This window comes from Legionella longbeachae, assembly GCF_004283175.1.
In the GTDB taxonomy this organism is placed as follows: domain Bacteria; phylum Pseudomonadota; class Gammaproteobacteria; order Legionellales; family Legionellaceae; genus Legionella; species Legionella longbeachae.
Window position 1 is genome coordinate 1 of sequence record NZ_RXNW01000017.1, and the last position, 23,132, is coordinate 23,132.

The window sequence follows — 23,132 nt, forward strand, 5'->3', positions numbered from 1 at the left end:
AATAACGGTTACATAAGGAACAATAATACTTATGGGCTTTAATACATAAATAACTACGACGTAAACCAATAGATTCATGACGAATACGCCTTATAAAACTGTCCTTTTTACGAAGCTTCTTATTACCTGATCTTCCCTCGAATAGCCGTACACCTTGTTTAAGAGATATAATCTCATCAACAAGGAGTAATCATGGTAAGACAAGTTTATACAAAAGAGTTCAAAATTAAAGCTATTGAACTACTGGAATCAAGCAATAAGCCATTAAGACAAGTAGCCAGAGAGCTTGGTGTAGCAGAAAATAACCTATATAACTGGCGCAAACAATACCTTCTCAAACAAGAGAAAGTATTCCCAAATCAACCTCAATTAAATGAAAAAGACTTAGAGTTAAAGCGATTGAAAGCGCGCGTAGCGGAACTGGAAGAAGAGCGAGAAATCTTAAAAAAGGCAGCAGCGTTTTTCGCCAAGGAAGGCCAGCGAAATACGCGTTAATAAAAGAACAATCGGCTTTCCATCGTGTACAAAATCTTTGTCAGGCATTGGGCGTATCCAGTAGCTCCTATTCTGCTTGGTTAAAAGGTTCTGAAAGCTCACGTATACAAGAAGATAAACGTTTAGCACAAACGCTTCGGGATGAATTTTTGCAATCGCGTCAAACCTATGGCGTGCCTCGATTACAACAGGCATTGCGTAAGTTGGGTAAATATCATGGGAAAGCGAGGATCAAACGCTTAATGCAGCAGGAAGGACTCAAACCTAAAGCGGCAAGGCGTTTTAAAGTGACAACAGATAGTCGCCACTCAAAGCCTGTGGCCGAAAATATTTTGGGAAGACAATTTAATCCTGTTGCTATTAACACCGCTTGGGCGTCTGATATAACCTACATTCATACTGATGAGGGCTGGCTTTATCTAGCTACAGTTATAGATTTATTCAATCGAAAGATTGTCGGTTGGAGCATGGGAACTCGCTTAGTTACAAGCCTTATTGAAGATGCTCTTATCATGGCGATTCACTGCAATAACCCACCTAATGGCGTCATTCATCATTCTGACAGAGGATCTCAATATTGCAGTAATGCTTATCAATCGCTTCTCAAAGAACATGGTTTTATTTGCTCCATGAGTGGCTCGGGTAACTGTTATGACAATGCAGTTATGGAAAGTTTCTATCATACTTTGAAAGTCGAAATGATTTATGGGGAACAATATAAAACTAGAAAGGATGCTCAATTAGCTCTATTCGATTACATTGAAGTGTTTTACAATCGTCAGCGCATCCATTCAACTTTAGGGTTTCAGACCCCGAATGACTTTAGGTTGGTTGCATAATGTTGGTGTCCGGTTTTTCGAGAAAAGATCACTGCCAATGTTAGCTCATCTTTAGCTCGTAACAAATCCTTTAATCTGCAAAACATTGACAAAAAACTTACTTCCCGTGACATAAGATCTTAGCAACCGAAACTAAGTGAGCGCATCGAAACTGAGCCAAATTGAATTTCTTCAAATTCAAAGCGTAGTGAATCACTCATATCCGAAGCTCCTAAAGTATATAATAAAGGAAAATAATGATCGGGGGCAGGAACACTTAACTTACCTGATTCGGTAAAAAGTAAATTTCCTAGCAGTGGTTTATAATCCCGTCGGATGATACATTGTTTTACTTGTTCATCAAATTCAATTGCCCAAGGATAGGGTTTCCCGTATTGATTATCCCAAATGATCATTTTGTCATTATGAACAATATTCCCACTTCCTACGATAAGCACTCCATGATCACGCAGTTGCTTAAGATGGGTACCCAATTCAAAATGAAACTCGGCGGGTTCTGCCATATTAATACTCAGTTGAATAATTGGGATATCGGCTTCGGGATATATATGAAGAAATACAATCCAAACTCCTTGATCAAAACCCCAATGTTCATCAAGTTGAATTTGTGGTTTTTGAATTAAATCTTTGATTTTCTCTGCTAATTTTGGAGCACCACGTGCAGGATATTGCACAGTAAATAATTCAGGAGGACCTTTGTGGAAATCATGTAGTGTTTGAGGATTAGGGGTATGGCTAATCCAGGTTCGGGCAGTTAGCCAATGAGCAGAAATACAAAGAATTGCTTTGGGTTGAGGTAGTTCTTTTGATAATCTCACAAGAGTTTTAGTGAAAGGATTGGTTTCAATCGCATTGGTAGGACTACCATGCCCAATAAATAAAACAGGCATTCTCGTTAGTTTCATGATGTCTCCTTTTGTTGTTTTGCAACTATTATTTTAGAATAAGAATGAAAATGGAAAAATTTCCATTCTCTTACAATCCAATTGATACCCAAGCATAGACCATGTCAATCGAACTGAGCACTCTTCGCTTCAAGAGAAACGACTCGCTGGTTTTACAAACTTGGTCGCTAGAGCCCCTACAAGCAAATTAATCACTGAATTAGGAATTACACTTAGTCCTGACGAAAATGAAACATGGAAACTCTCTTCTTCATTGATTCTTAGCTTTGTGATGAAAGGTCTTCTGAACGAATTGGCAGAACAATTAGATCAAGAGAGCGAAAAGATCAGGTCTACACGCCAGAGCTTTAAAGAGGAGAACTTTTTTTTCACTATGCAACCATCCGAGCAGCAAAAGAAAAAATTAATGCCTTTAATCAGAAACAAAATGATCTGTATAAGGCGGGAGAACAACCTAGAGCCTACTCAGAGCATGGGTTTTTCTTTAGCAAGGATTCAACTCAAAGAGGAACTGAATTTAATGAATTGCTTGAAAACGTCGAGGAAAAGGAAAAAGGCCCTTTATAGGCTAAGGACAGCAAGAAACCATACCCCTGATACCATATAAATCCACTGTGGGGAATTTGCGTATTTGAGTACGACACTGTTATACATCGTAGGACATTTTCAGTGGATTCCTGCGATATAAATTATAATAAAATCAATAACTTGCTTTCAAACTGGGCGGCTAAAAATCCTAGTGTCGGCAGTTCGATTCTTCCTCTGGGCACCATGAGAATTAACGACTTACGGTGAATTCCCGAGTTTTAAAAATTTACATGTAGACGTAATGTAGACACTTAAATAAAATGCTTGCTTCTATGGAAGGATACATGAATAGAAAAAATGCCCCAGAGCCAGGACCTACTACACTTTGGATTGGTTTGCAGCGTCTCAAGGATTTTCTTTTAGCACAACAAACTCTTAGGGATATAACTTATGGTAAGGATATGCTTTTGGTGTAGAGCCAAAATCATCGGTATTTAGTGAGCTCTACTTATGTGTTCAATGGTCTTGTTTTTTGATAACTCACCTTAATCTTGGCTTAATATTGGTTAAATAGAATTTTATATATACCTTATTTTAAAGAGATAAAATTATGAGTAATCAAAAAGTCGCGTCATTCTATTCAACTGGGGGAGCTAGTTTGGGCGCTGCCTTTGGTGGAGTTTTAGGCTCCATCATCGCACCAGGTGTTGGCACAGCTGCTATGGCAAAGATGTGCGCAGTTGCGGGGGCAACCGCGGGTTATGCTTTATATAAGATAGCTGAAGTCAATGGGTATACTGGCTATACAGCTGTTCCTCATATGCTTGTAGATGTCACGATTGCAGGTATAAAATACTGTACTTCAAGTCAAAACCAGCCTACTAATCAAAATACTTCGGGTATGCAAAGTACTTCGAATATGCAAAATACTCATGCTAATCAAAATATAACTGATTCACACGCTAGAATGGCAGCGCTGATGCCCCGTGTAGAGCAAGTTGTTGTTGATGTAATGGCTTTTTCTGAGAAAAGATCAAAGAAGGTTGAGCTAGAAGAGTCGCAAAAGGTTGAGCAAGATAAATCGCAAAAGGTTGAGCAAGATAAACCGCAAGAGGTTGAGGAAGAAAGACGATCATTTGGATATAGCTAGGAATTTCATTGCAATTTAAGCATGTAACTCAGGATCAGGCCTTGAATTTTGAATGGGTTGCTATGCAAAATTCAAGTCCTGATCCTATACACGCCCATACCGAAAATATGCACTATGAAAACCGTAATTGTGGTCCGACTCGGTCACTTTTGTTATGAGGTGACTGGGTAGGACCACTAATTGAGACATGGGAGATGATCGAAAAACTTTGGGACGTTGTCTGGTTTAAAAAACATTTCTTAAACCCAAAGTTATTCTGCTCATTGTTCGCTGAATGGCTTGTACTGTCTTCCCTTGAAGATCAAACTTATAAAAGCAGAAGTTATGATTCATTTAACAATAGCTATTATCAATACTATTTTCATATTACAATTTAAGATTTACTATGACTTTATTTTCTTTGACTTTTTCAAAGAATTGTATCTTGATTTTCCCCTTGTAATAGTGAGTAATATATGTCAGCTACTAAATCATTAACTAATTTTTATGGCTCTTTTTTTGGGAAATGCGCAAAATTTGCCATCTGCCCCTATCGATTAACCATTAATGCATTCCTGGACTCTGATCATCCCGATCCAAATGACCTTGCCTTAGGAATCGGTGTTTGTCTCGTTTTATCAACTATAGTTCCGATTTTACCAACAATTACGTCCATAACTATTGCAATTGCTTCAGTTGCTGCAGTACTTGCACTAGCATCTATGTTCGTCACTTATCCTTTTACTATATTATCTGATGCATGCAGATCCGATCACTCACATAACCACGAATTCGCATTTTGATAACCTGATAGTTTAGATTGCATGTAACCTCGATTTTCGAACAACATTGTAAACTGGATTTTTCACTAAATAATTAATTATAGGTCTTGCCTTGCTAAGAATGCTCAGGCGAGACCTAACTGAACTTTAGGTAAATCTTTATGAGCGATGGCAGCCCAAAGTTCCCCGAATACATCAATATGCCAAACGTACACCACCAATTTTCAATTATATGTCACAAGGAATTATTCAACTGATATCAGAGGGATTTCGCATTAATTCCTGTACTTTTATAAATATCTCAATAATGGGTGCTCATAAATCCACGAGCATCAGGGAACTTTATCGCTATATAATTTTATTCGGGTTTTACCTTCACAGGTGTGAATAACTTAGACAAAAGTTATTCGACGACTCTATTCACTTAACAGTCTTGTTTACCGCTTCTTCAACGTCGAATTTTTCCAAACTGGAAATAATTATTTTCCAAATTATGTATTTATAATATTTAACCATTAAGAATATAATTTAGTCAATTAATGGCAACTCATAGGTGTATTATGCAAGGTAAACATGAGGTTACTGATTTCGACCCCTACTTCTTGGCTTATCACGTTAAGAAAAAGATAAGAATCTTAGCAAATCATTACTTCGAAGATGAACAAAGGCGGAATAAATGTATAGAGCGTTGGAATGGGAAGCTTCCATTATTACAACAGGCAATTGAAAAAGCCTTACTTAAAACTGATTTAAAAATGGAAGTGGTGATTGAAACCCAGATAGAAAAATTCATGCTTGCGGTTGAAGAAGGAATAAAAGAAAATTTAAACAGAAACAAAAAGGGAACCCGAAAGGATAACTCATCCATAGACACTGAACGTAAGAAAAAAACTCCGAAATTGAAAGTTAAAAAATTAAGGAATTCCTCTCACACTCAAATTGGGTCTAAAAGAGCTCTTGTTTCTTCTACGGAAGGGGTCTTGGGCAATGTTGAAAGTAAACCCCTTAGTTCAAATGAATTACCATTAGGTATGAGTAATTATCAATTTGCTATACTCTGTAATTATCTTGTTACTCATTTTGATAAGGGAGATTTTGTAGATAAGGGCACCGAGTATCAGCCCCCCGAATTTCTGTGTTTCAAGGGAAGTAGTGTAACAGGTCTGTCATACGCGAACGCAAAGGGAGCCAAACGCTTTGGAAGTCATAGCGATTATGATTGTATACTTGTTTGGGAACAAGGCATAGACGCTATGTTCAATTTAGAATTAAAGAATAGTAATTTACCCAAAAATTTAAAATTGGATAACTCTTCGGGTCTACGGTTTCTTAATTTACATAGTGACGACAGACTTACTGATGAAAAATATAATGTAAGCAAAAGACGTTTTTTCCCCAATGGAATACCGCATATACTCTGTTGCGAGGATTTGAAGTCAAAAATGCGCACAGAACATCCTTTAAATTTCGTCGTTCTGAGGAGTCTTGAGGATATTGCATTATCGGATGATATCGTAGAAACCAAGAGTGTTCTTGATAATAAAGAAAAGAAGAAAATGCATAGAGAATTAAAACACTATGTGTTTGAGAAAAGAGAGGTATCGGAAGCTGTTAAAGAGCAATTATTCCCTCATAAGGCAAAAAATGACGGAAAGTCTGGACAAATATTAGTCTATAGCTGGAGATTGATAAAACTCTATCATGCCCTGTACCAACAAGAGCAATTTAAAACACAGAAATATAATGCCGGCTTTTTTTGTGCAACAAAAAGAGATAGAAGAGCACCGGGAGAAATTGATATCAAACAGGAAATGGAGTCTCAACTTCAGTGGGTAGACGAGATAAGTAAGTCAACTACTGCAATTCCTGAACATAAATAAATAATTATCTCTAATATTTGCTCTTGTTACTAAGACTGGAGCAAATATGATTCAGTCAATTGAAATAATGTCATCGATAACTATTTTTTCACAAATGTATCCCAAGAATAGATCAATCATTAAGTTATTTTTTTTATGTTTTTTAAAGAGAGCATAAAGCATTATCTCTGGAGATAATGAACTTGGTAAAATCTGTAATAACTTCCCTGACTTTATCTCTTCTCGTACAGAAAATGAGGGGACCCAAATTAAACCTAATCCATCGATTGCTGCCTGTTTTAATACATCTGCATTATTGCTGGTGAAATTCCCTGCAACATGAATTACTTTATTATTCAATATCCATTTATTTTGTAAGCCATAGAGAGTATTAATTAAACAATTATGATTAATCAAATCCTCATCCTTCCTAAGATTCCCATAACATTTTAAGTAGTTTGGTGAAGCATAAACTCCTCTTTGAATAGAAAATATTTTTTTACAGATTATCTGAGGATGCGTAAAACTATCGAAAGAAATTATCAGGTCATAGGTGTATTGGTTTGCATCGATAATATCTGCTCCTACACGTAAGTCAATGATGATTTTGGGATGTTTTTTCATAAATTGAGCAATTGCCGAGGTAAAATATATCACAGCAGGCCCTACAATGAGACAGATTTTTAATAAACCTTGAAGCAAGTATTGTTCTTGATAAGCGATGCTTTTAATTTCTTTTAACTCATTAAATAAGTTTCCTACTTTTTCATAGAGGATTTGCCCTTGATCAGTTAATAATAATTTTTTTGTAGAACGTATAAATAATTTCAGCTTTAGTTCCTCTTCTAAATAGGTTATTTGTTTGCTTATTTTTGAAGGCGAACTATTAAGAACTTGCGCAGCAGCAGAAAAACTTTTGTATTCCACAACGACAGTAAAATTTTCTAAACATTGAAGAATATTCATGATTTGTTAACTAAGAGGATCGATATATTTTAAATTATAAACTTCTATGAGGTAGCTGATCCTTATTTTAATGAATTATTTCTCAATATTTGAATAATGAAAAATTCGGTTATTGGTTTAATTGGTAAGTGATTGTCATCAAGAACAATCCCAAAAATGTCCTAACCGAGCCAGGAAGTGCATCAAGCGCGCGTTGTATACACGTTTCCAGGCTACAATAATTATTATCTACAGTCCCTGAACTATCGAGTAATCTTCGGTAGTTACCTATTATACTTCTAGATCACAAAACATCTGACTAAGTAAAAAATCACCAATTCGTTGCCTAGACTTTCATAAACGTTTTACATCACGCATGACAAACCCTGCTGTAATATCATAGGCCATCTCTGGGAAATCTACTCATAAGTATTCGTAATCGAAAATATTTATTTCATTTGAGTACTTACGCAATTTCATTATGTGTTCAATGCTTTTGTTTTTTGATAACCCACCTTAGTTTTGGATTAATATCGATCAAATAGAGCCATATACACACAAAAAGCCTAGTAATAAAATTAGGAATAATGAAACAGTAAAAGCAACTCAAGCAAAGCACACGGATAAAAAAATTTCTCAACCGGCAGTTGATTCATTCTACTTTACTATTGGCGGCAGTGTGGGCGGTACCATTGGTGGAATTGTAGGTTCCGCTGTACCAGGTAATGAATCGATAGGACCAGGCCCAACCTCCGCTTTCCAAGTACACCAGTTTTATACCATAATTTCCGGAAGACTATAATTTCTTCCTTTATTCTGTTCATGAAGCCACTCAACCAGGGGTTGAAAGTATTCTAACATCGCTTTGGCACTCAGCTCATCACCAGTTGACTCTTTGAGTACCTCCCTCCAGTCCTTAGACGCTCCATGGCGCATGATATGCAGTAGAAAGTCTCCTATAGCTTGCTGGCCAAAGTAGTTGGTCGCATGAGGATCTTGGTGAAGTATATTCTTGGCTATGTGGTTGTGCAGCTGATATAAGAGGACATAAGACAATGCATAATCATAATATTGGGCAGGATCGTTGTTGATATGTGTTTTAGTGGCTGCATCGCAATATTCTTCACCTCGAATAAATGGTGGCTCAATTCCTTGATATTTCTTAGCCAGCTCCCACCACTTTACGTTGAACTGGTCCGGAGATAAATTATCAACATACATGGCTTTTTCAAAATGGCTCATCGTGCCCGCAGAGAAAAAAATAAACACTACAGAGTTGAGCGCTTCTTTAAGAAGAGTATACATATTATCTATTTCTACGGAATTATCGATCAAACCACGCTCCACCAAATAAGGCTTCTTCCTGGCAGCAAGCCCCATCATGGTACCAATAGCTTCATGAAAGGCACGGTTAGCCCCTTTTCGTAACAGTGGCGGAACGTCTTTGTTAGTATAAGTGAGGTAGTAATAGATATGACCCAACTCATGGTGCGCAGTCCTGAACGACTTGGCATTAGACTCCAGACTCATTATGATTCGTATATCTTGATTAAGGTCAATGTGCCATGCAGATGCATGGTTATTCTTTTTAATGGATGAATTGGAGGGATAGGGATAAAGATTTGACTTTTTCCAAAATGTTGCCGGTAGTTTGGGATAACCAAGGCTTACATATAGACTTTCTGCTGACTTCATAATCCAATCAGGCGATTTGTTTTTAAGGATATCATCAATATTAATGCTTTTATCCTTCAACATAGAACTCCAGTCCTGCCCCCAGCGGTTTGGTAGCCAGTGTGCGGGCAGATATTTCGGCACAGTGTTTACACCATATCTTTTAGCAAGTTCATAACGCATCCAGGTATGCAGTTCGCGGTATAGAGGATAGAGCTCCCTCATCAAACCCTCCAAAGTCTGCATCATTTCGTCGGTGCTCATATGGTAGCTGTTTACCTGATATGTGAAAAAATCAGGGTACCCTAACGCCTGTACCGTTTGATTTCTTAAGTTGCGTAAATTGATAAGACCTGCCTTGAGAGTAGGTCCAACTTGTTTACTTGCTTCCCATGCTGACAGACGTTTATTGAGATTGGATTCTTTTTTAAGAATACAGTCTATATGATTAACACCTATCTTTTTGCCATCCAGTTTATATTGATATCCATATAGCTTATATATTTGCTCAACCTCTGCCTGTATTCTTTTTTCCACAAGCTCAGCTACTTCTTGAGGGCTATTAGCAGCAGAATAGAGAATTAGCTCCAATTGCTTTACTTGTATCTTTGTTAGCTTATATTTTGGATTAAGGTATTTTTGGGCACCCTTGATGTTCTCTTTACTACCGACAAAGACAGCGAGAGCTTTATCCGCTTTCTGTGCAATCTTCGTATTAGTAAAATCATTGGGTTTTATCTCAATATTTGATTGCCATCGTGCATTTTTAGCACTCGTGTAAAACTGTACATACTGTTTGGTGTAATTATCAATAAATTTCTGTGCCTCTGCCGCGTTGGTATTGAGGTTACTACCACTATTTTGGCAAGATAAAAGCAGGTAAGATGAAATCAGTATTATTTTATAATAATGTTTCATATGATCGATCCTTTTAGAAATCACCCGAGAGATGAACATCCTGAAGGCTTTGATTATCCAAAACCTCTTACCGAAAATGTATCTAGCTATTCCAGTCTTGAATCCTGGCTAACCCATCAAGACTATAACAAAAAAGTGGCTTCTTATAAGTACAATGTTGAGCGGTTAGCACAGCCCATACTTTCTTCAAAAGCCTGATATATATCTCATTTATAAATTAGCAAAAATAGTTGGCTTATGTACCTCTTTTGTCACAGGGGACTAGAAATATCCTAATTTTTTATCTCAGTTTAAAATAAATCAATCATTATAAATAGACTGTCTGCATATCCCAATGAAATTTATCTTTTATAAAATGGCAATAAAGTGTCACTCACAATAAAATGTTAGCGCTAAGACTTGAACGGCAAGACGGATTTCCTTTGGAAAACTCTTTGGTCAGTTTTTCGCTTTTTCTATCCTAGCCCCATAGAAATATAACAAACAATAGTTTATAATTTATTCATGCTGTATTAAAAACGCCCGACATGAAATTAAAAATTGATCCCACTTTGATTAATAATTCCCCCCAGGAAGCACAAGCATTAGGTGCTTACTTGATTAAAAATGATTTAGCTTTTCTAGAAAAGAAAGGAGAACATAAGCTAACACCTTCTCTCGAACTAGAAATAACTCATAATCTGATTCTTGATCAAGAAAATCAAAATTTTAACATTAAACGGTACTATGTTATTAGTAAAGATTTTCTTGGAAAAGGAGCTTTTAGTAAGGCCAGAGGAGCTATGGGTTATATTGATGTTGACATAGCAAGTGGTGACGTTTCATATACACCAAATGACGACAAGGCCATTAGAGTAAAAAATACTCAATACGCCCAGAAGAAAAGACAAAATACGGGAGCAACTCCATATAGCCATTCAGAAGCAGTTGCAGATTATCAACAAACTAGAAACTTTAGTCATATAGGCATGCAACGCCCTATAGAGGTTAAAAAATCTCACACTCAACTCGGCTTATTTTCAAAAAGTTATGCGATCATGAATAAGCTAAAAGGTCGAGATCTTGATCTAGAAATTGACGATTTTATTATTAATGCTGATCCTGATGCTGCAACAATGGTTAAACGTGTCCTGCTTCCTGTATTGGAAGCATATAAAGTACAAATTTCCGATAAAAATTTTGTTCACAGAGATATCAAACTAGAGAACATAAGGGCTTATCTATCCGTGTTTGGTTCTACAATTAATTTTTTAGATGTGGATAGTGCTTTAAAACTTGGTACAAATGATAATGCTTATGGCAGCCCAGGCTTTTTACCACTAGAGCTTTTTCAAATTACATCATCAAATACAATACCAGTGGCTCAAGCAAGAGACATCTTTCAACTTGGTGTACTGTTGATAGCGTGTTTGAATCCTAATTTAAATCCTAACGCTTACTTTCCAAATGAGTTAAATGCGCAGAGTGGTAATGAGGTTGTTCAACTCGCGCTTGAACAAATACAACGCAATGGATGTTACGATCCGGACAAAATGGGACATGATCTATTTGAGTTCATCCAACACTCTCCCATCATTTCTCCATCAGAAGAAACTGACCTACGTAACGAGATAAAGGGAATTTTAAAAGAAATGACAAACGAAGATCCCACTAAACGTCCTGACATTGATAGTGTTATTTCTGAACTTAATGATATATTAGTCAAGTTAGAGCCTAAGCAACCAGGTATCGTAATATAGAGTGATCGGCAGGAATATTTTATTCCGCACCATTTCTACTTTAAACGACTAAAATATAAAGCCCATCAGTATACAAAATTCTAAAACTTCAATCAGAATTCAAATTGGAATTGATTTAAAAAAACATATAAAACAAAGAATAAAATCTGAGCAAGTTAACTTATTAGTCATTGCCACAAATAGGGACAAAAACTGGAAGGCTCCATCTTCCCCTTACTGTATAGTCCCGTGCCTTATTGTATCGCTTTTGCTTTTGGGCTCCCGACATTGATAAAGATTTCTGTAAAAAAATGTTTTCAAGAAGCATCAGTGTTTACATCCCTTTTAAACAGAGATAAAAATTAAAGGTGATTTCTTTTTTTAAGTTGATATCCAAGACAAATTAACAAATGGACAGTAAATAAGATAATGATAAAAAAGATAAATAAATGTGTTTGATTTAAATAAGTCAAATTAAAATAAATGGGTAGCAAACTCAGAGCAACATATCCTAAAAAAAATGTACTTGCCAATGTATTTGTATCGAACAAATGATTTTTATCTAATAGCATGGCTAACAGAGAAAAAATTAATCTCCCAACCAGGGCATACACGCCGCTCAAAATAATAATTAATGACCACCACCCATTGGCATCAACATTATTCACTGAAAAATTAAAGCAGTAATAAATGCTATTAGACAGCTGTAAGTGATGAGAAACATGTCCCGTTTAAAGGACGTTTGTTCTAAATGAACACGACTATCTTTAAAAAAATCAGCAATACTCTCTGACCAGACAACAACAAATATAATAATAGGTAAACTAACTAACCCTTCAATAATGTTGCTTTTTGCTCCAATTTGCATCACTACAAATGCGGCAATATAAGCGAGGATTAAGGTATTGGAGTATTTGTTTAAGTGGTACATAACTTATATCCATTAAGTTATTAAAAATAATGATATTTTTTGTTCATCAAGGTAGCATTTTTATTTCAATAAATCAAAGTTCCGTATGTATCTTTGGTTTCAGCATCACTTCATCATTATGCAGTAAACACGAAAATATCCGAGATTTTAAAATTTCCATGTAACCGTAATGGAGACATCTTATTTATGGGATCATAATTCGACCGGAACCATGACCTAATAAATACCAACGCTCCTCCAAACTTATCAAGATGCATGATTTTTCTTATAGGATTCATTTCAATTGCTTTCCAATAGTGCACTCATGATAAAACGCTTTAATATACACGGACTTGAGGAACCTCAGACCATCGCGTGGTATAAGCAGGTGATTTAAGTTCTGCTCGCATTGCCCAAGGTTTTGAATATCCTTCTGCCGCTAGCCGAATTGTGCTTCTTCCATATTTTTGATTTATTTGTTCAAAAACAGTCATCAATTGTTCAGTATGATGTAATTGCTCATCACTGGGTTGATGAAATAGATCCAATTGTCGTGGATCTTTAGGAATTAAATCTTCAAGACATACACCTGCTTTTTTATAGTAATACCCTGATTTAAAAATACGACGCAGACATCGCTTTGCTATCTTGGTAATTAGCCGTAAATCATCTGTTGGATTAATAAATCGGAACTCTATGGATTGGAAGTGTTGAGCCAAATCCTCACGAAACCGGTTAGTATGTACAAAAATAACCATGCGTTGTGTCACTAAATGCTGGCGACGCATTTTTTCCACCGCCCGAGCACAATGACTACTTATTGACTCGGCAACTGGAGTCAATTGTGTTTGCATTTGCCCAAAACTTTTGGATGACATGATACTTTGTTTCAGCTCAACATCCTCTAAACCATTGCACTCAATCCCTTGAAGTTCCATTGCTGTACGCATGAGTGCGACATTAAAACTTTTCCTCAAAAGATGAGGGTTGGTCGTTGCCAAATCATAGGCAGTACGAATGCCTCGTGCGATTAATTTATGTTCCCATTGCCGCCCTACCCCCCATATATCCCCTACCGAAATCTGCTGCAACAATTGTTCACGATTAGGGGTGATGTTATACACGGGTATCTTATAGACCTTTTTACATAGATAATTGGCCACTTTAGCTAATGTTTTAGTAGGGCCAATGCCTATGGATGTAGGTATTTCTATATGTTTTAAAATTTTCCTCTGCAATTGCTTGCAAAAAAACTCATGGTAACCAACCGGCAAGCTTCTTAAATCAAGAAATGCTTCATCAATCGAATATATTTCCACGTGTGGCCAGCTATCCTCAATGGTACACATCACTCGATGACTGATATTGCCATAAAGGGTGTAATTTGATGAAAAAGCTTTTACCCCATGCTTCTTACAGAAATCTTTAATTTTAAAATAAGGCTCCCCCATTGCAATGCCTAATGCTTTGGCCTCATTCGAGCGCGCAATACAGCATCCATCATTATTGGATAACACCACAATAGGAACCTCTTTTAAATCAGGACGAAACAAGCGTTCGCAGCTGGCATAAAAATTATTGCAATCGACAAGGGCAAACATGTTAGGCAAGCTCATGAAGAACTAAAATAACTACACCCCAAATTACCATTTCACTTCCTTCGGTAATATCAATGGGTTTAAATTTGGGATTTGCAGGGAGTAATTGTACCTTTCCTCCTTTGTTTAAAAGTCGTTTTACTGTGAGCTCACCATTGACGGCAGCAATTACAATCCGCCCATCAGAGGGTTCTATGCTTCTATCCACTAACAGCCAGTCGCCGGAAAAAATACCTGCATCAACCATCGAATCACCTGTGGCTTGTAAAACAAAGGTAGATGATGGATGTTTAATAAATTTGGAATTTAAGTCGAGATATCCCTCAATATAATCATCGGCTGGTGATGGAAATCCCGCTTGAATTTTACTTGCGAATACCGGCAATCGGTAATCCGGACGACTCTTTAAACGCTCTAATTCAGCAAGCTGAGATATAGGTAGACGCACTGCTTTGGTAGGCTCACTTCTAGGACGCCCCGCCCCTTCTCTTTTTCCGCCTCGTGGTGACATTATGATTTATTTTTTGATTTGCGTACAAATATCATAGACGTAATAAATTAACCTGTAAACCCACATCAAAGTCACAAAACCTGAAATCAACTCTAAGTCTACGAGAACATTAATAAAAAATTTTTTATTGCGGCAATCGTTCCATTGCCAATGGATAGTCAAAACCAGCGTTATTCATCAAAGTCGTAACCCTATACCCTTCCAAATCCTCATAAGAATAAGGCTTCATTAACGCCATTAATTGTGCTTTATCACATTGAGTGTTATTAAGCCAAATAGACTGAGCTTCTTCATCTAAAATAACAGGCATTCGATGATGTATTGGCAGCATTAGTGGGTTGACATCGGTAGTAATAAGACAACAGGAATGAATCACCCCCTCTTCATGTTGCCAGGTATCCCAAAGAGCAGCTACAGCCAATAGATCATAGTTATTTTTTTGAAAAAAATAAGGTTGTTTTATCCCTTTTTCATCGTGCCACTCATAAAAACCACTCATTGGCATTAAACAACGTTTGGATTTCATAGCCTGGCGAAATGCAGGCTTTTCAAAAATTGTTTCAGCCCGTGCATTAATGAGGCTTTCTGTTTTTTTTCTGTCTTTTGTCCATGAAGGAATTAATCCCCAGCGCAATAAGACACTTTGAATTTCATGGGTATCGGTTTTGAGAAGACAAACCACCTCCGCCTCTGGAGCGATATTAAATCGCGGGGTAATTTCAATCGAATTAGATAGATGAAATTGATATTTTAACTTGTTATAAGAAGCTATATAAGCAAATCGGCCACACATCATATTCTCATCTGTTTATTTAAAGTGTAGTACTGCTTCATTTTTTTTGTAAATTGAGATAAAAGACACTTTGATAAATGATGAATCATCTGATTTACTTCTAAATCCCACAACAAATTTGACAGCCTATAAACAGACTTATCCACAGAAAATGTGAATAACTAAAATGAAATTATGGGGATTAAAAAATCAAATAAATCAAGCGCGGCAAGGGCTTTCATAAGTTGGTGATTGATAGGTCATTACTTGGTGAACATATATATCCACAGATAAGGGATATGGGGAAAATAAATTAGACGTAGCAATGTTATACAAATAAAAAATAAAAAAACAGTCTTGACTCGAACTATTTTTACTTTTTATTTTGACTCGCTGTTTATACCGTATAGAGGTAATTTAGATATTTCATTTTATTTTCTTTAAACCGGAAGTAGCAAAAAAACATGGTACGAGTGCTTCATTGGAATGAATTATTTAGTTTTGGGATTAAACTTCCCTAAGTGGCGTACTGAGAATACATCCCCATCGCCGAGATGCTGCGAACAAGTCGCACTTAGGCGGTGGGGATGTATTGTCAACTCGCCTTAACTTTTTTTCAATAAATTAGGGTGTATTGGCAATTTAGGGCAACCAAATTTATGCTAGTCTTTACAATAATAAATAAAGAAACAGAGATTATTGTTTTAACAACATTCTTATTTACTTCTTGTTTGCAGGAGGCAAGTGTCATGGAATATAAAAGGCCACTTTCATCTGATTTCGAACAAATAGTTATCCTGCAAAACAGGAACTTAGCTTCTGTTTTAACCCTATCAGAAAAAGCAGATGGTTATCTTTCCGGAGCATTTTCAGTTGCGCAATTAAAGTCTATGGATGATGATATTTGTGTCTTCATTTGTAAGGACAAAGATAAAGTTTGCGGTTATATTTGTGTGGGGTCGGTTGAATACAATAAAAATGTACCTTTAGTCGCCTCAATGCTTGATTGCTTCACGCATATTATTTATCGAGGGAAGTTACTGTCAACTTATAATATCGCAATTTCTGGTCCTGTTTGCATTGATAAAGACTATAGAGGCCAAGGTATATTTTTTAATCTTTATAATAAACTCTCAGAGTTTTTAGTAAATGAACATCCGGAATTAGATTTATATGCTGTCTTGGTATCTAATCAAAATCAACGCTCGATTAACGCTCATAAAAAGCTTGGTATGGAAAATGTGGGTAAGTTTTCATTTGATAATAATGATTTTTTAATTTTAGTGGTTCCCATCAATGAATGTAAAGGCAGGAATATGGCACAAATAAGCTAAACTCATATCACGCTACCACCTGTAAATAGTCCCATTGGCAATCTGGTGTAATGAATAACAAATGGCTTTCTTTGCTTTTTAATCGCAGTGACTCTTAAACGTTCTCTTATCTTTCTACGGTAAGTAACGGTTTGATAATAGGCCGTTACTTACCGATCATATTAAGCTGATAATGCGTTTCCATCTACTGAAATCACAACGCTCTTCGAGTCGCTGATGAGGTCAATGTATATCTACAATTTGTCTTTAATCGTAGCAAAAAAAGGCTCATCAGCAATAATACTCACTCTGGGTACAGTTATTTCAATTTGATGGATTTTTTCAATATACTTATTTAGTATTAACAAAATTATCCGCTGCTTTCTTGATTATATCAGTTGAAATAGTTACTCCAACAGAATTACATTGATTAATAATAGTTGTCGCAGCATTTCCATTATATAAATCTAAATCTTCAAGATAATTTTGTTGGTAATGTGCTGGGGCACGCCTGCTTGAAAATATTCCAGTGCCACTTCGTAAATAATCACACATAATTGCTGTTTCAACACTTTGTTTTTGATCGCCACTAATATTTTCAGCCTCTGTAAATAAATAAGTTAATAATGCAACATAAGCACCTGTACGATCCTTACCTGAACTACAATGAACTAAAATGGATTTTGCTTGAGAGATATCGTTAATTCCTTCCTTTATATAGTTACAAACATCTGCTTTTTGTTGCTCTGGCAAATAAGGTAACGCTTCAATGGAGTGTATTGCTGCACCGGAGGTATTAAAAACTTTCGCTACAACTTTTTTATTATCCTTGGTAAGACAATATGTTGGGCTCTGGCCTGGAGCATATTCCAAATCCAGGATTACATCTGGATTTCCAACATCACCACATGATTTACCAGAGAATTTTTTATTCGCACGGTATAAAAGACCCGTTTTAAATAATGGAGAACTTATACTCTGGGCATTACGAGCAATGCTTGAGCTATAATTGGGGGCATTGAACTGACAGCTTGTATTCAAGCTTATTCCTGCATCCCTAAAATTATTTGAGTTCTTCCATTTCTTATAATCAGTAGTTAAACCATCATAGCTCGCTGCGAAAACAGAAGTTGTTAACGTTATCATTGCAACAATAGATATTTTTTTTATGAATAAATGTGTTGACATAATGCTCCTTCGTAGTTATTTGTTAGTATTATTTATGTTGATATATATCACTTATAAGGTTTATTTAAGATAATATCTAATTGATTAAATAAACGATACTCACTATACCGCAAAATTTCGCAGGCATTATTTATAAGACTTATCAGCATCTTTTTTACTTAAAAAAGTAAATATATTACAAATGAGTGCTCGTACGCCCGTAAACCAATTGACAGACCTTGCTATTCGATGGCGTATTATCAATAAAATGAATAAACTAGGCTTACCTAAAAGTGTGGCTGTTTTTTAAGTAGCCCCAACGAGGCTGGCAGAGAACCTGGGATATGCAACAACGCCGAATAAGTCGCGCACGGAGGAGAGATGAATGGTCAACTCGTCTTAATACCATCCTCTTTTGTTCGTTTCTCTCTGAAAAAAATTGTCATAACTAGAAAAAATTTTATTTGTAAAATAGATTTTTAAAGTTTAAATACAATTCGATGTCTTGGTATTTTTAACCTAATTTATTATTTCTACGAAACAAGATATTCATTTTAACAATGATTACCCTAGAGCGACAGCTGTTGCAATATCTTGTCTCCAGGACCATCATAGCTTGAGTAAATATATCCTAATTCTAACGCATCTTCATAAGATACTAAAAATTCAGGGTATAAATCCGTAACTTGTTTATGGATTTGTTTTATATCGCTTCTCCTCAAACAACTTCCATTTCTTTCAAAGATTTTTTCTCCGGTATGAGCTCTTACTTCATCATAATAATCCACGAGGTTAGTGGGATTAATCTTTTTCTCTTTGTTATAGATGCTAGCATTCAAAAAGTGACAAATTTCATGAACCAAAGTATTTGCCATTTTTGGAGGATTATTGCTTGATCTAATATAAATCACTTTATCATCATAAATAATACCTTCCAATTTAGATTCAATTTTTCGTATAGTTGAAATATCAGGTGGAAAATTTTCCGATAGAATTTCTCCATATTCATTTTTTATATCTTTTCTCATTTTAAAGTAATGCTCTTTAGTCACATTAAAAAATGAATGGATTATGATCTTTTTAGAATTAATAACATCTAAAATTTTTTTGGCAAGAACGGATCGGTTTTGCTTAATAACATCAATCGCCGCGCTTAAATTTGTCTGAAAATTATCGTTTACATTATTAATAGGTTTTTCAAAAAATCTTGCATTATACAACTTAAGTCTCCTATTTTTGTTCGGACTAAAGATCTGCAATCTTCCCTATTTTAATAATCAAGCCGATGGCAGCCAAAGGAAATATCGCGATATTTTAAAATCATGATAACTCTTTAATCAAGATTAACACCACTATGATCCTATGAGATAAAGAAAGGGAAAATAGATTAAAATGAGGAACAACTCTTAAAATTACCCTAGACCAATCCGTTTACAAGGAGAGGAAAACTATCTAAAATCCTTTTTTTTAAATAACTCAAGCATGTAATCTGATGCAACAGGAAAAAAATCATGCCTTTAAGCGATTATGCCCCTACTTTTTTTAGCTCAACTAAAACGGGTAGAAAAAGTCAAAGGACCTCAGGTTATTCTGAATTTATAGGTCAGACTATTTTAAATACCTATATCACAGCAATACCGGTTAAAGTAGTACAAACTGCCGCAGAACTTTATGCTTTATGTAGTAAAGATACGCATATCAGTGAAAAAATAGTTGCTCTGTTACAGGCCGGACTTACCATAACTCAAATTGGTTTGGCAATTACGATGTTGTTTGAAGGAGAAGAATGTAACATTACAGGCTCTAATATATTAAATTCGGATACGAGTAATTTATGCAAAGCTGATTTTTTGCTTGATCTGCTTTATGCCGGAATTCTTGCTACAGGCTGGGGAGCTAGCGAGTTATCCAAAACACCTTCAGCACCAGTTGCCCCCGTGTAATGAAGTAAGAAAATAACCTGGGGGCATCAATGCCTCCACATCCTATGCCCTTTTCCCTTGATTTTCCAAACTTAAGATCCTGTTATTAAAATCATAAACAAAAATTTCGGAATAGCGCTCCAAATCATTCATTGCCCGCAAAACAAGTTTGCTGCTTGGTTTCAATTTTATTAAATTACAAAAATCTGTTCGAACAAACAGCATTAAATTTCTTGATGTAAAACTGGCTCTTTAGGTTTTTACTAGAATTAATCGGCTCATCTAGTTATAATCGTGAGTCCAAAATGAGATTATTTAAAGAAACAAAAGTAACGAAACAGTACTTCTTTTCTAAAAAATACAGGCTTATGGCATGGATCATAAATTGAGCCTTACACTGATAATTTATGAGTTTGCAGTTAACGAATAATTTACACGCTTAAACGTTTATAAAAAGGAATTTAGTATGAAAATTTCAGAAGTAAGACAATTGTTTCCAGGATTAAAGGATAAAGTTTTTTTAGACGCAGCTTGCGTGAGTTTACTTCCTGTTTCGTCTAAATTAGCAATTGATGATTTTCTAGATATAGCTTTGCACTGCTACGCTGAAGATGCTTCCGCACATCACATTCAAATGGATAGAATGAGATTAGAAGCTCTTGATGAAGCTGCAAAATTACTTCAAGTAAATGTGAATAACCTCTCTTTGATTGAAAGCACCACCTTTGGATTAAACACAGCTGCTAATGCTTTAAATTTAAAGCCTGGTGATAATGTATTGATTGCTGATACCGAGTTTTTACAAGTTTCTATTCCTTGGATAAAAAAACAACAAAGCATGGGCATAGAAATTAAACCGGTTTATACCGAAGATGGAAAATTAACAATTAATGAATTTGAGAAAAGGATAGATAAAAAAACTAAAGCGATTTGTGTATCATCAGTACAATGGTGCACAGGGTATCGTATTGACCTTCAAGCATTAGGAAAGCTGTGTCAACAAAATAATATTTGGTTAATTGTAGATGGAATACATGAACTTGGTGCCATGGAAGTCAATTTACAAAAACAATATGCCGATTTCTACATTGCTGGCGGACATAAATGGCTCAATTCACCCCTTGGCTGTGGGATCATGTATCTCTCTGACCGTGTTTTAAATGAACTCTCACCTAATTCTTTCGGTTATTTGTCTCTCGAAGAACCACAAGGAGGATGGGGAACTTATTTTAGAACACCTTCTATCACCCCATTCCAACCTTTTAATTTTTCTAAAACCGCAAAACAATTTGAAGTGGGCGGCACATCAAATTATGTAGGTGCAATTGGGCTTGGAAAATCCATTTCACTTATTAATCAACTTGGGATTAAGTCCATTGAATCAAGAATTCGTGAACTAAGTAACTTGTTACATCAAGAACTGAATAAGCTGAATGCCTTTAAAATTACCCAAGAAGATGAAGCCTCACAATCGGGAATCACCGTGTTCAGTCTTTACAATAATGCTGAAAAGGATTTAGCCCTTCTTAAAGCTTTGCTTGAAAGAAAAATCTATTTATCAATGCGCTATACATCAAATGTAGGCGGACTAAGGGTATCTACTCATTTTTTCAATAATGAAGAAGATATTCACAAGTTAATTCATTCAATTCGTACAATAACAAATTAGAGGCCTTAGCTAATAAAATATTAAGGTACATTTTGCAGGAGCAGGAGCAGGAGCAATGAGGATTGCTATTATTGGTGCGGGTTTAACCGGGCTATTGTTATCTCTTTATTTAGCCCGCAGAGGATATGAAGTCGATATTTACGAGCAACGTTCAGATCCTAGAATAACAACACATCCCTATGATAAAGGACGCAAGATGAGTATTGATTTATCATCCCGCGGGTTATTATCTTTAGCAGAAATGGGTTTAGCTGAAAAAATATTAAGTAAATCTGTTCCAATGCGAGATCGAGTCATTCATTTACCTAATGGAGAAATCATCTCGCTCGCTTATGGAAAATGTGCGAATGATTGCATTCATACTGTATCACGATCGCAACTGCACTTTGATTTATTGCAGGAAACTGAATCCGTGCCATCGATCGTTGTACATTTCAATCGATCATTTGTTGATATGGATACAACATCCGGTGAATTTATCCTCTTCGATAATCATTTAAACAAACACTTTAACATCAAACCATTTTTTCTTTTTGGGTGTGATGGCGCTAATTCAATGGTTAGAAAATGTATTGAAAAACAAAAAGATGTTACGTTCCAATATAGTTATTTTCCATATCAGTATAAAGAATTAACCATACCCTATTTAGAAAATAAAACGTTACAACTTGAAGCCATGCATATGTGGCCTCGTGAAAATAGCATGTTGGTTGCGCAGCCAAATTATGACCATTCATTTACATGTGCATTTCTATTGCCAAGTACAGGTGACTATAGTTTTGAAAAATTGACGAAAAGTTACTCACCTCAGCAAATGCTTAACTACTTTAAAGATCAATATTCAGATATTTATCCGTTCATTAGCAATCTGGAAAATGATCTTTATAATAATCCCATAGGCTCATTAATTACAATTAATGAGGGTCATTGGAATATAGACAAAGTTGCCTTAATGGGCGACAGTACGCACGCTATGGTGCCTTTTTTGGGCCAAGGATTAAATTGTTGCTTTGAAGATTGTTATTTATTTAATCAATTTTTGGATAAATATAATGATGATTGGCAAACCGCTATTCCAGCTTTTGAAGAATTTAGAAAAAAAGATACTAATGCTATTACTATTATGTCACTAGAAAATTATCCTGAACTTTTTGACTCTGATTTACAAAAATCAATATTATTGCGTGAAATAGAAAATTATCTCATGGTAAATTTTAAAGACACTTTTGCTACATATCACAACTTGACTTGCTTTAGTTCGCATTCATACAGTTATATCAATTCAATTAGGCTAATTCAGAAAGAAATGATTTTAGATATCTCACAAACAATCAACAACATTAAAGAGATAAATAAAGATAAAATAGAATTATTTTTAGAAGATTATCATAAAAAAATTTGTAAAGTGCGTATTCAATAGCAAAATCTTATCAATATTACCTGGTTTTGGCCTGGTGCTAAAACAAATTGCAGTACAA

General features: G+C 35.6%; 22 protein-coding genes and 1 pseudogene. 13 read left to right on the forward strand and 10 right to left on the reverse strand.

The window, feature by feature from the left end:
* Positions 1–127: pseudogene (locus EKG34_RS15425) on the reverse strand (ISL3 family transposase); the annotation flags it as partial.
* Between the two features lie 65 nt (positions 128–192).
* On the opposite strand from EKG34_RS15425, the gene EKG34_RS15430 reads away from it, so the two are divergent.
* A complete protein-coding gene (locus EKG34_RS15430; RefSeq protein ID WP_003636813.1) occupies positions 193–495 on the forward strand; it encodes a transposase in 303 nt (100 codons plus the stop codon).
* Positions 495–1,334 carry an IS3 family transposase gene (locus EKG34_RS15435; RefSeq protein WP_231852891.1) on the forward strand — a complete coding sequence of 280 codons (840 nt, stop codon included), beginning with the start codon at positions 495–497 and terminating at the stop codon, positions 1,332–1,334. The genes EKG34_RS15430 and EKG34_RS15435 overlap by 1 nt, the downstream gene beginning before the upstream one ends.
* Before the next feature lie 119 nt (positions 1,335–1,453).
* Here EKG34_RS15435 and ygiD read toward each other — a convergent pair whose 3' ends face one another.
* Positions 1,454–2,239, reverse strand: a complete 786-nt coding sequence (ygiD, locus tag EKG34_RS15440) for a 4,5-DOPA-extradiol-dioxygenase (RefSeq protein ID WP_003636809.1) — start codon at positions 2,237–2,239, stop codon at positions 1,454–1,456.
* Between the two features lie 160 nt (positions 2,240–2,399).
* Here ygiD and EKG34_RS15445 point away from each other — a divergent pair, with 160 nt between their 5' ends.
* The 5 genes from EKG34_RS15445 (at position 2,400) to EKG34_RS15460 (ending at position 6,558) form a co-directional block, all read left to right on the forward strand.
* Positions 2,400–2,846 (forward strand): hypothetical protein, encoded by a 447-nt coding sequence (locus EKG34_RS15445; protein ID WP_003636808.1) that lies wholly within the window; start codon positions 2,400–2,402, stop codon positions 2,844–2,846.
* Between the two features lie 265 nt (positions 2,847–3,111).
* Positions 3,112–3,243: a hypothetical protein gene (locus EKG34_RS18875; RefSeq protein WP_263283338.1), complete on the forward strand. Its 132-nt coding sequence runs from the start codon at positions 3,112–3,114 to the stop codon at positions 3,241–3,243.
* Between the two features lie 134 nt (positions 3,244–3,377).
* Entirely contained in the window at positions 3,378–3,917 is a 540-nt protein-coding gene (locus tag EKG34_RS15450) for a hypothetical protein (protein WP_012979220.1), read from the forward strand.
* A 455-nt stretch (positions 3,918–4,372) separates the two neighbouring features.
* On the forward strand, positions 4,373–4,699 hold the full coding sequence (locus EKG34_RS15455; RefSeq protein ID WP_003636803.1) for a hypothetical protein: 327 nt from the start codon (positions 4,373–4,375) through the stop codon (positions 4,697–4,699).
* A gap of 539 nt (positions 4,700–5,238) precedes the next feature.
* On the forward strand, positions 5,239–6,558 hold the full coding sequence (locus tag EKG34_RS15460) for a hypothetical protein (protein WP_003636802.1): 1,320 nt from the start codon (positions 5,239–5,241) through the stop codon (positions 6,556–6,558).
* 51 nt (positions 6,559–6,609) lie between these two features.
* On the opposite strand, the gene EKG34_RS15465 is transcribed toward EKG34_RS15460, so the two are convergent.
* Together EKG34_RS15465 and EKG34_RS15470 are read right to left on the reverse strand one after the other, a co-directional pair.
* Positions 6,610–7,503 (reverse strand): LysR family transcriptional regulator, encoded by an 894-nt coding sequence (locus tag EKG34_RS15465; protein ID WP_003636801.1) that lies wholly within the window; start codon positions 7,501–7,503, stop codon positions 6,610–6,612.
* A gap of 753 nt (positions 7,504–8,256) precedes the next feature.
* Positions 8,257–10,074 carry a M2 family metallopeptidase gene (locus tag EKG34_RS15470; RefSeq protein ID WP_003636799.1) on the reverse strand — a complete coding sequence of 606 codons (1,818 nt, stop codon included), beginning with the start codon at positions 10,072–10,074 and terminating at the stop codon, positions 8,257–8,259.
* On the opposite strand from EKG34_RS15470, the gene EKG34_RS15475 reads away from it, so the two are divergent.
* Together EKG34_RS15475 and EKG34_RS15480 are read left to right on the forward strand one after the other, a co-directional pair.
* Positions 10,075–10,272 (forward strand): hypothetical protein, encoded by a 198-nt coding sequence (locus tag EKG34_RS15475; RefSeq protein ID WP_003636798.1) that lies wholly within the window; start codon positions 10,075–10,077, stop codon positions 10,270–10,272.
* A gap of 329 nt (positions 10,273–10,601) precedes the next feature.
* Positions 10,602–11,813 carry a protein kinase domain-containing protein gene (locus tag EKG34_RS15480; protein WP_003636797.1) on the forward strand — a complete coding sequence of 404 codons (1,212 nt, stop codon included), beginning with the start codon at positions 10,602–10,604 and terminating at the stop codon, positions 11,811–11,813.
* Between the two features lie 643 nt (positions 11,814–12,456).
* On the opposite strand, the gene EKG34_RS15485 is transcribed toward EKG34_RS15480, so the two are convergent.
* The 4 genes from EKG34_RS15485 to EKG34_RS15500 all read right to left on the reverse strand — a co-directional run bounded on the left by EKG34_RS15485 (position 12,457) and on the right by EKG34_RS15500 (position 15,604).
* Positions 12,457–12,723, reverse strand: a complete 267-nt coding sequence (locus tag EKG34_RS15485) for a hypothetical protein (protein WP_003636792.1) — start codon at positions 12,721–12,723, stop codon at positions 12,457–12,459.
* Positions 12,724–13,040: 317 nt separating this feature from the next.
* On the reverse strand, positions 13,041–14,318 hold the full coding sequence (locus tag EKG34_RS15490) for a Y-family DNA polymerase (RefSeq protein WP_012979224.1): 1,278 nt from the start codon (positions 14,316–14,318) through the stop codon (positions 13,041–13,043).
* Complete coding sequence (locus EKG34_RS15495) at positions 14,305–14,811, reverse strand: LexA family protein (protein WP_003636790.1); 507 nt, start codon at positions 14,809–14,811, stop codon at positions 14,305–14,307. Before EKG34_RS15495 ends, EKG34_RS15490 begins: the two co-directional genes overlap by 14 nt.
* 124 nt (positions 14,812–14,935) lie before the next feature.
* Positions 14,936–15,604, reverse strand: coding sequence for an SOS response-associated peptidase (locus EKG34_RS15500; protein WP_003636789.1), 669 nt, complete (start codon positions 15,602–15,604; stop codon positions 14,936–14,938).
* A gap of 728 nt (positions 15,605–16,332) precedes the next feature.
* On the opposite strand from EKG34_RS15500, the gene EKG34_RS15505 reads away from it, so the two are divergent.
* Positions 16,333–16,917, forward strand: a complete 585-nt coding sequence (locus tag EKG34_RS15505; RefSeq protein WP_003636787.1) for a GNAT family N-acetyltransferase — start codon at positions 16,333–16,335, stop codon at positions 16,915–16,917.
* A gap of 330 nt (positions 16,918–17,247) precedes the next feature.
* On the opposite strand, the gene EKG34_RS15510 is transcribed toward EKG34_RS15505, so the two are convergent.
* Together EKG34_RS15510 and EKG34_RS15515 are read right to left on the reverse strand one after the other, a co-directional pair.
* Positions 17,248–18,084, reverse strand: coding sequence for a tyrosine-protein phosphatase (locus EKG34_RS15510; RefSeq protein ID WP_003636785.1), 837 nt, complete (start codon positions 18,082–18,084; stop codon positions 17,248–17,250).
* 548 nt (positions 18,085–18,632) lie between these two features.
* Positions 18,633–19,283 carry a hypothetical protein gene (locus tag EKG34_RS15515; RefSeq protein WP_003636783.1) on the reverse strand — a complete coding sequence of 217 codons (651 nt, stop codon included), beginning with the start codon at positions 19,281–19,283 and terminating at the stop codon, positions 18,633–18,635.
* Between the two features lie 291 nt (positions 19,284–19,574).
* Between EKG34_RS15515 and EKG34_RS15520 the strand changes: the two genes are divergently transcribed.
* From EKG34_RS15520 to EKG34_RS15530, 3 genes are all read left to right on the forward strand, one after another.
* On the forward strand, positions 19,575–20,006 hold the full coding sequence (locus tag EKG34_RS15520) for a hypothetical protein (protein ID WP_003636782.1): 432 nt from the start codon (positions 19,575–19,577) through the stop codon (positions 20,004–20,006).
* 445 nt (positions 20,007–20,451) lie between these two features.
* Positions 20,452–21,654 (forward strand): aminotransferase class V-fold PLP-dependent enzyme, encoded by a 1,203-nt coding sequence (locus tag EKG34_RS15525; RefSeq protein WP_003636780.1) that lies wholly within the window; start codon positions 20,452–20,454, stop codon positions 21,652–21,654.
* Between the two features lie 55 nt (positions 21,655–21,709).
* A complete protein-coding gene (locus EKG34_RS15530; RefSeq protein ID WP_003636779.1) occupies positions 21,710–23,074 on the forward strand; it encodes an FAD-dependent oxidoreductase in 1,365 nt (454 codons plus the stop codon).
* The last annotated feature ends 58 nt before the right edge of the window (positions 23,075–23,132 follow it).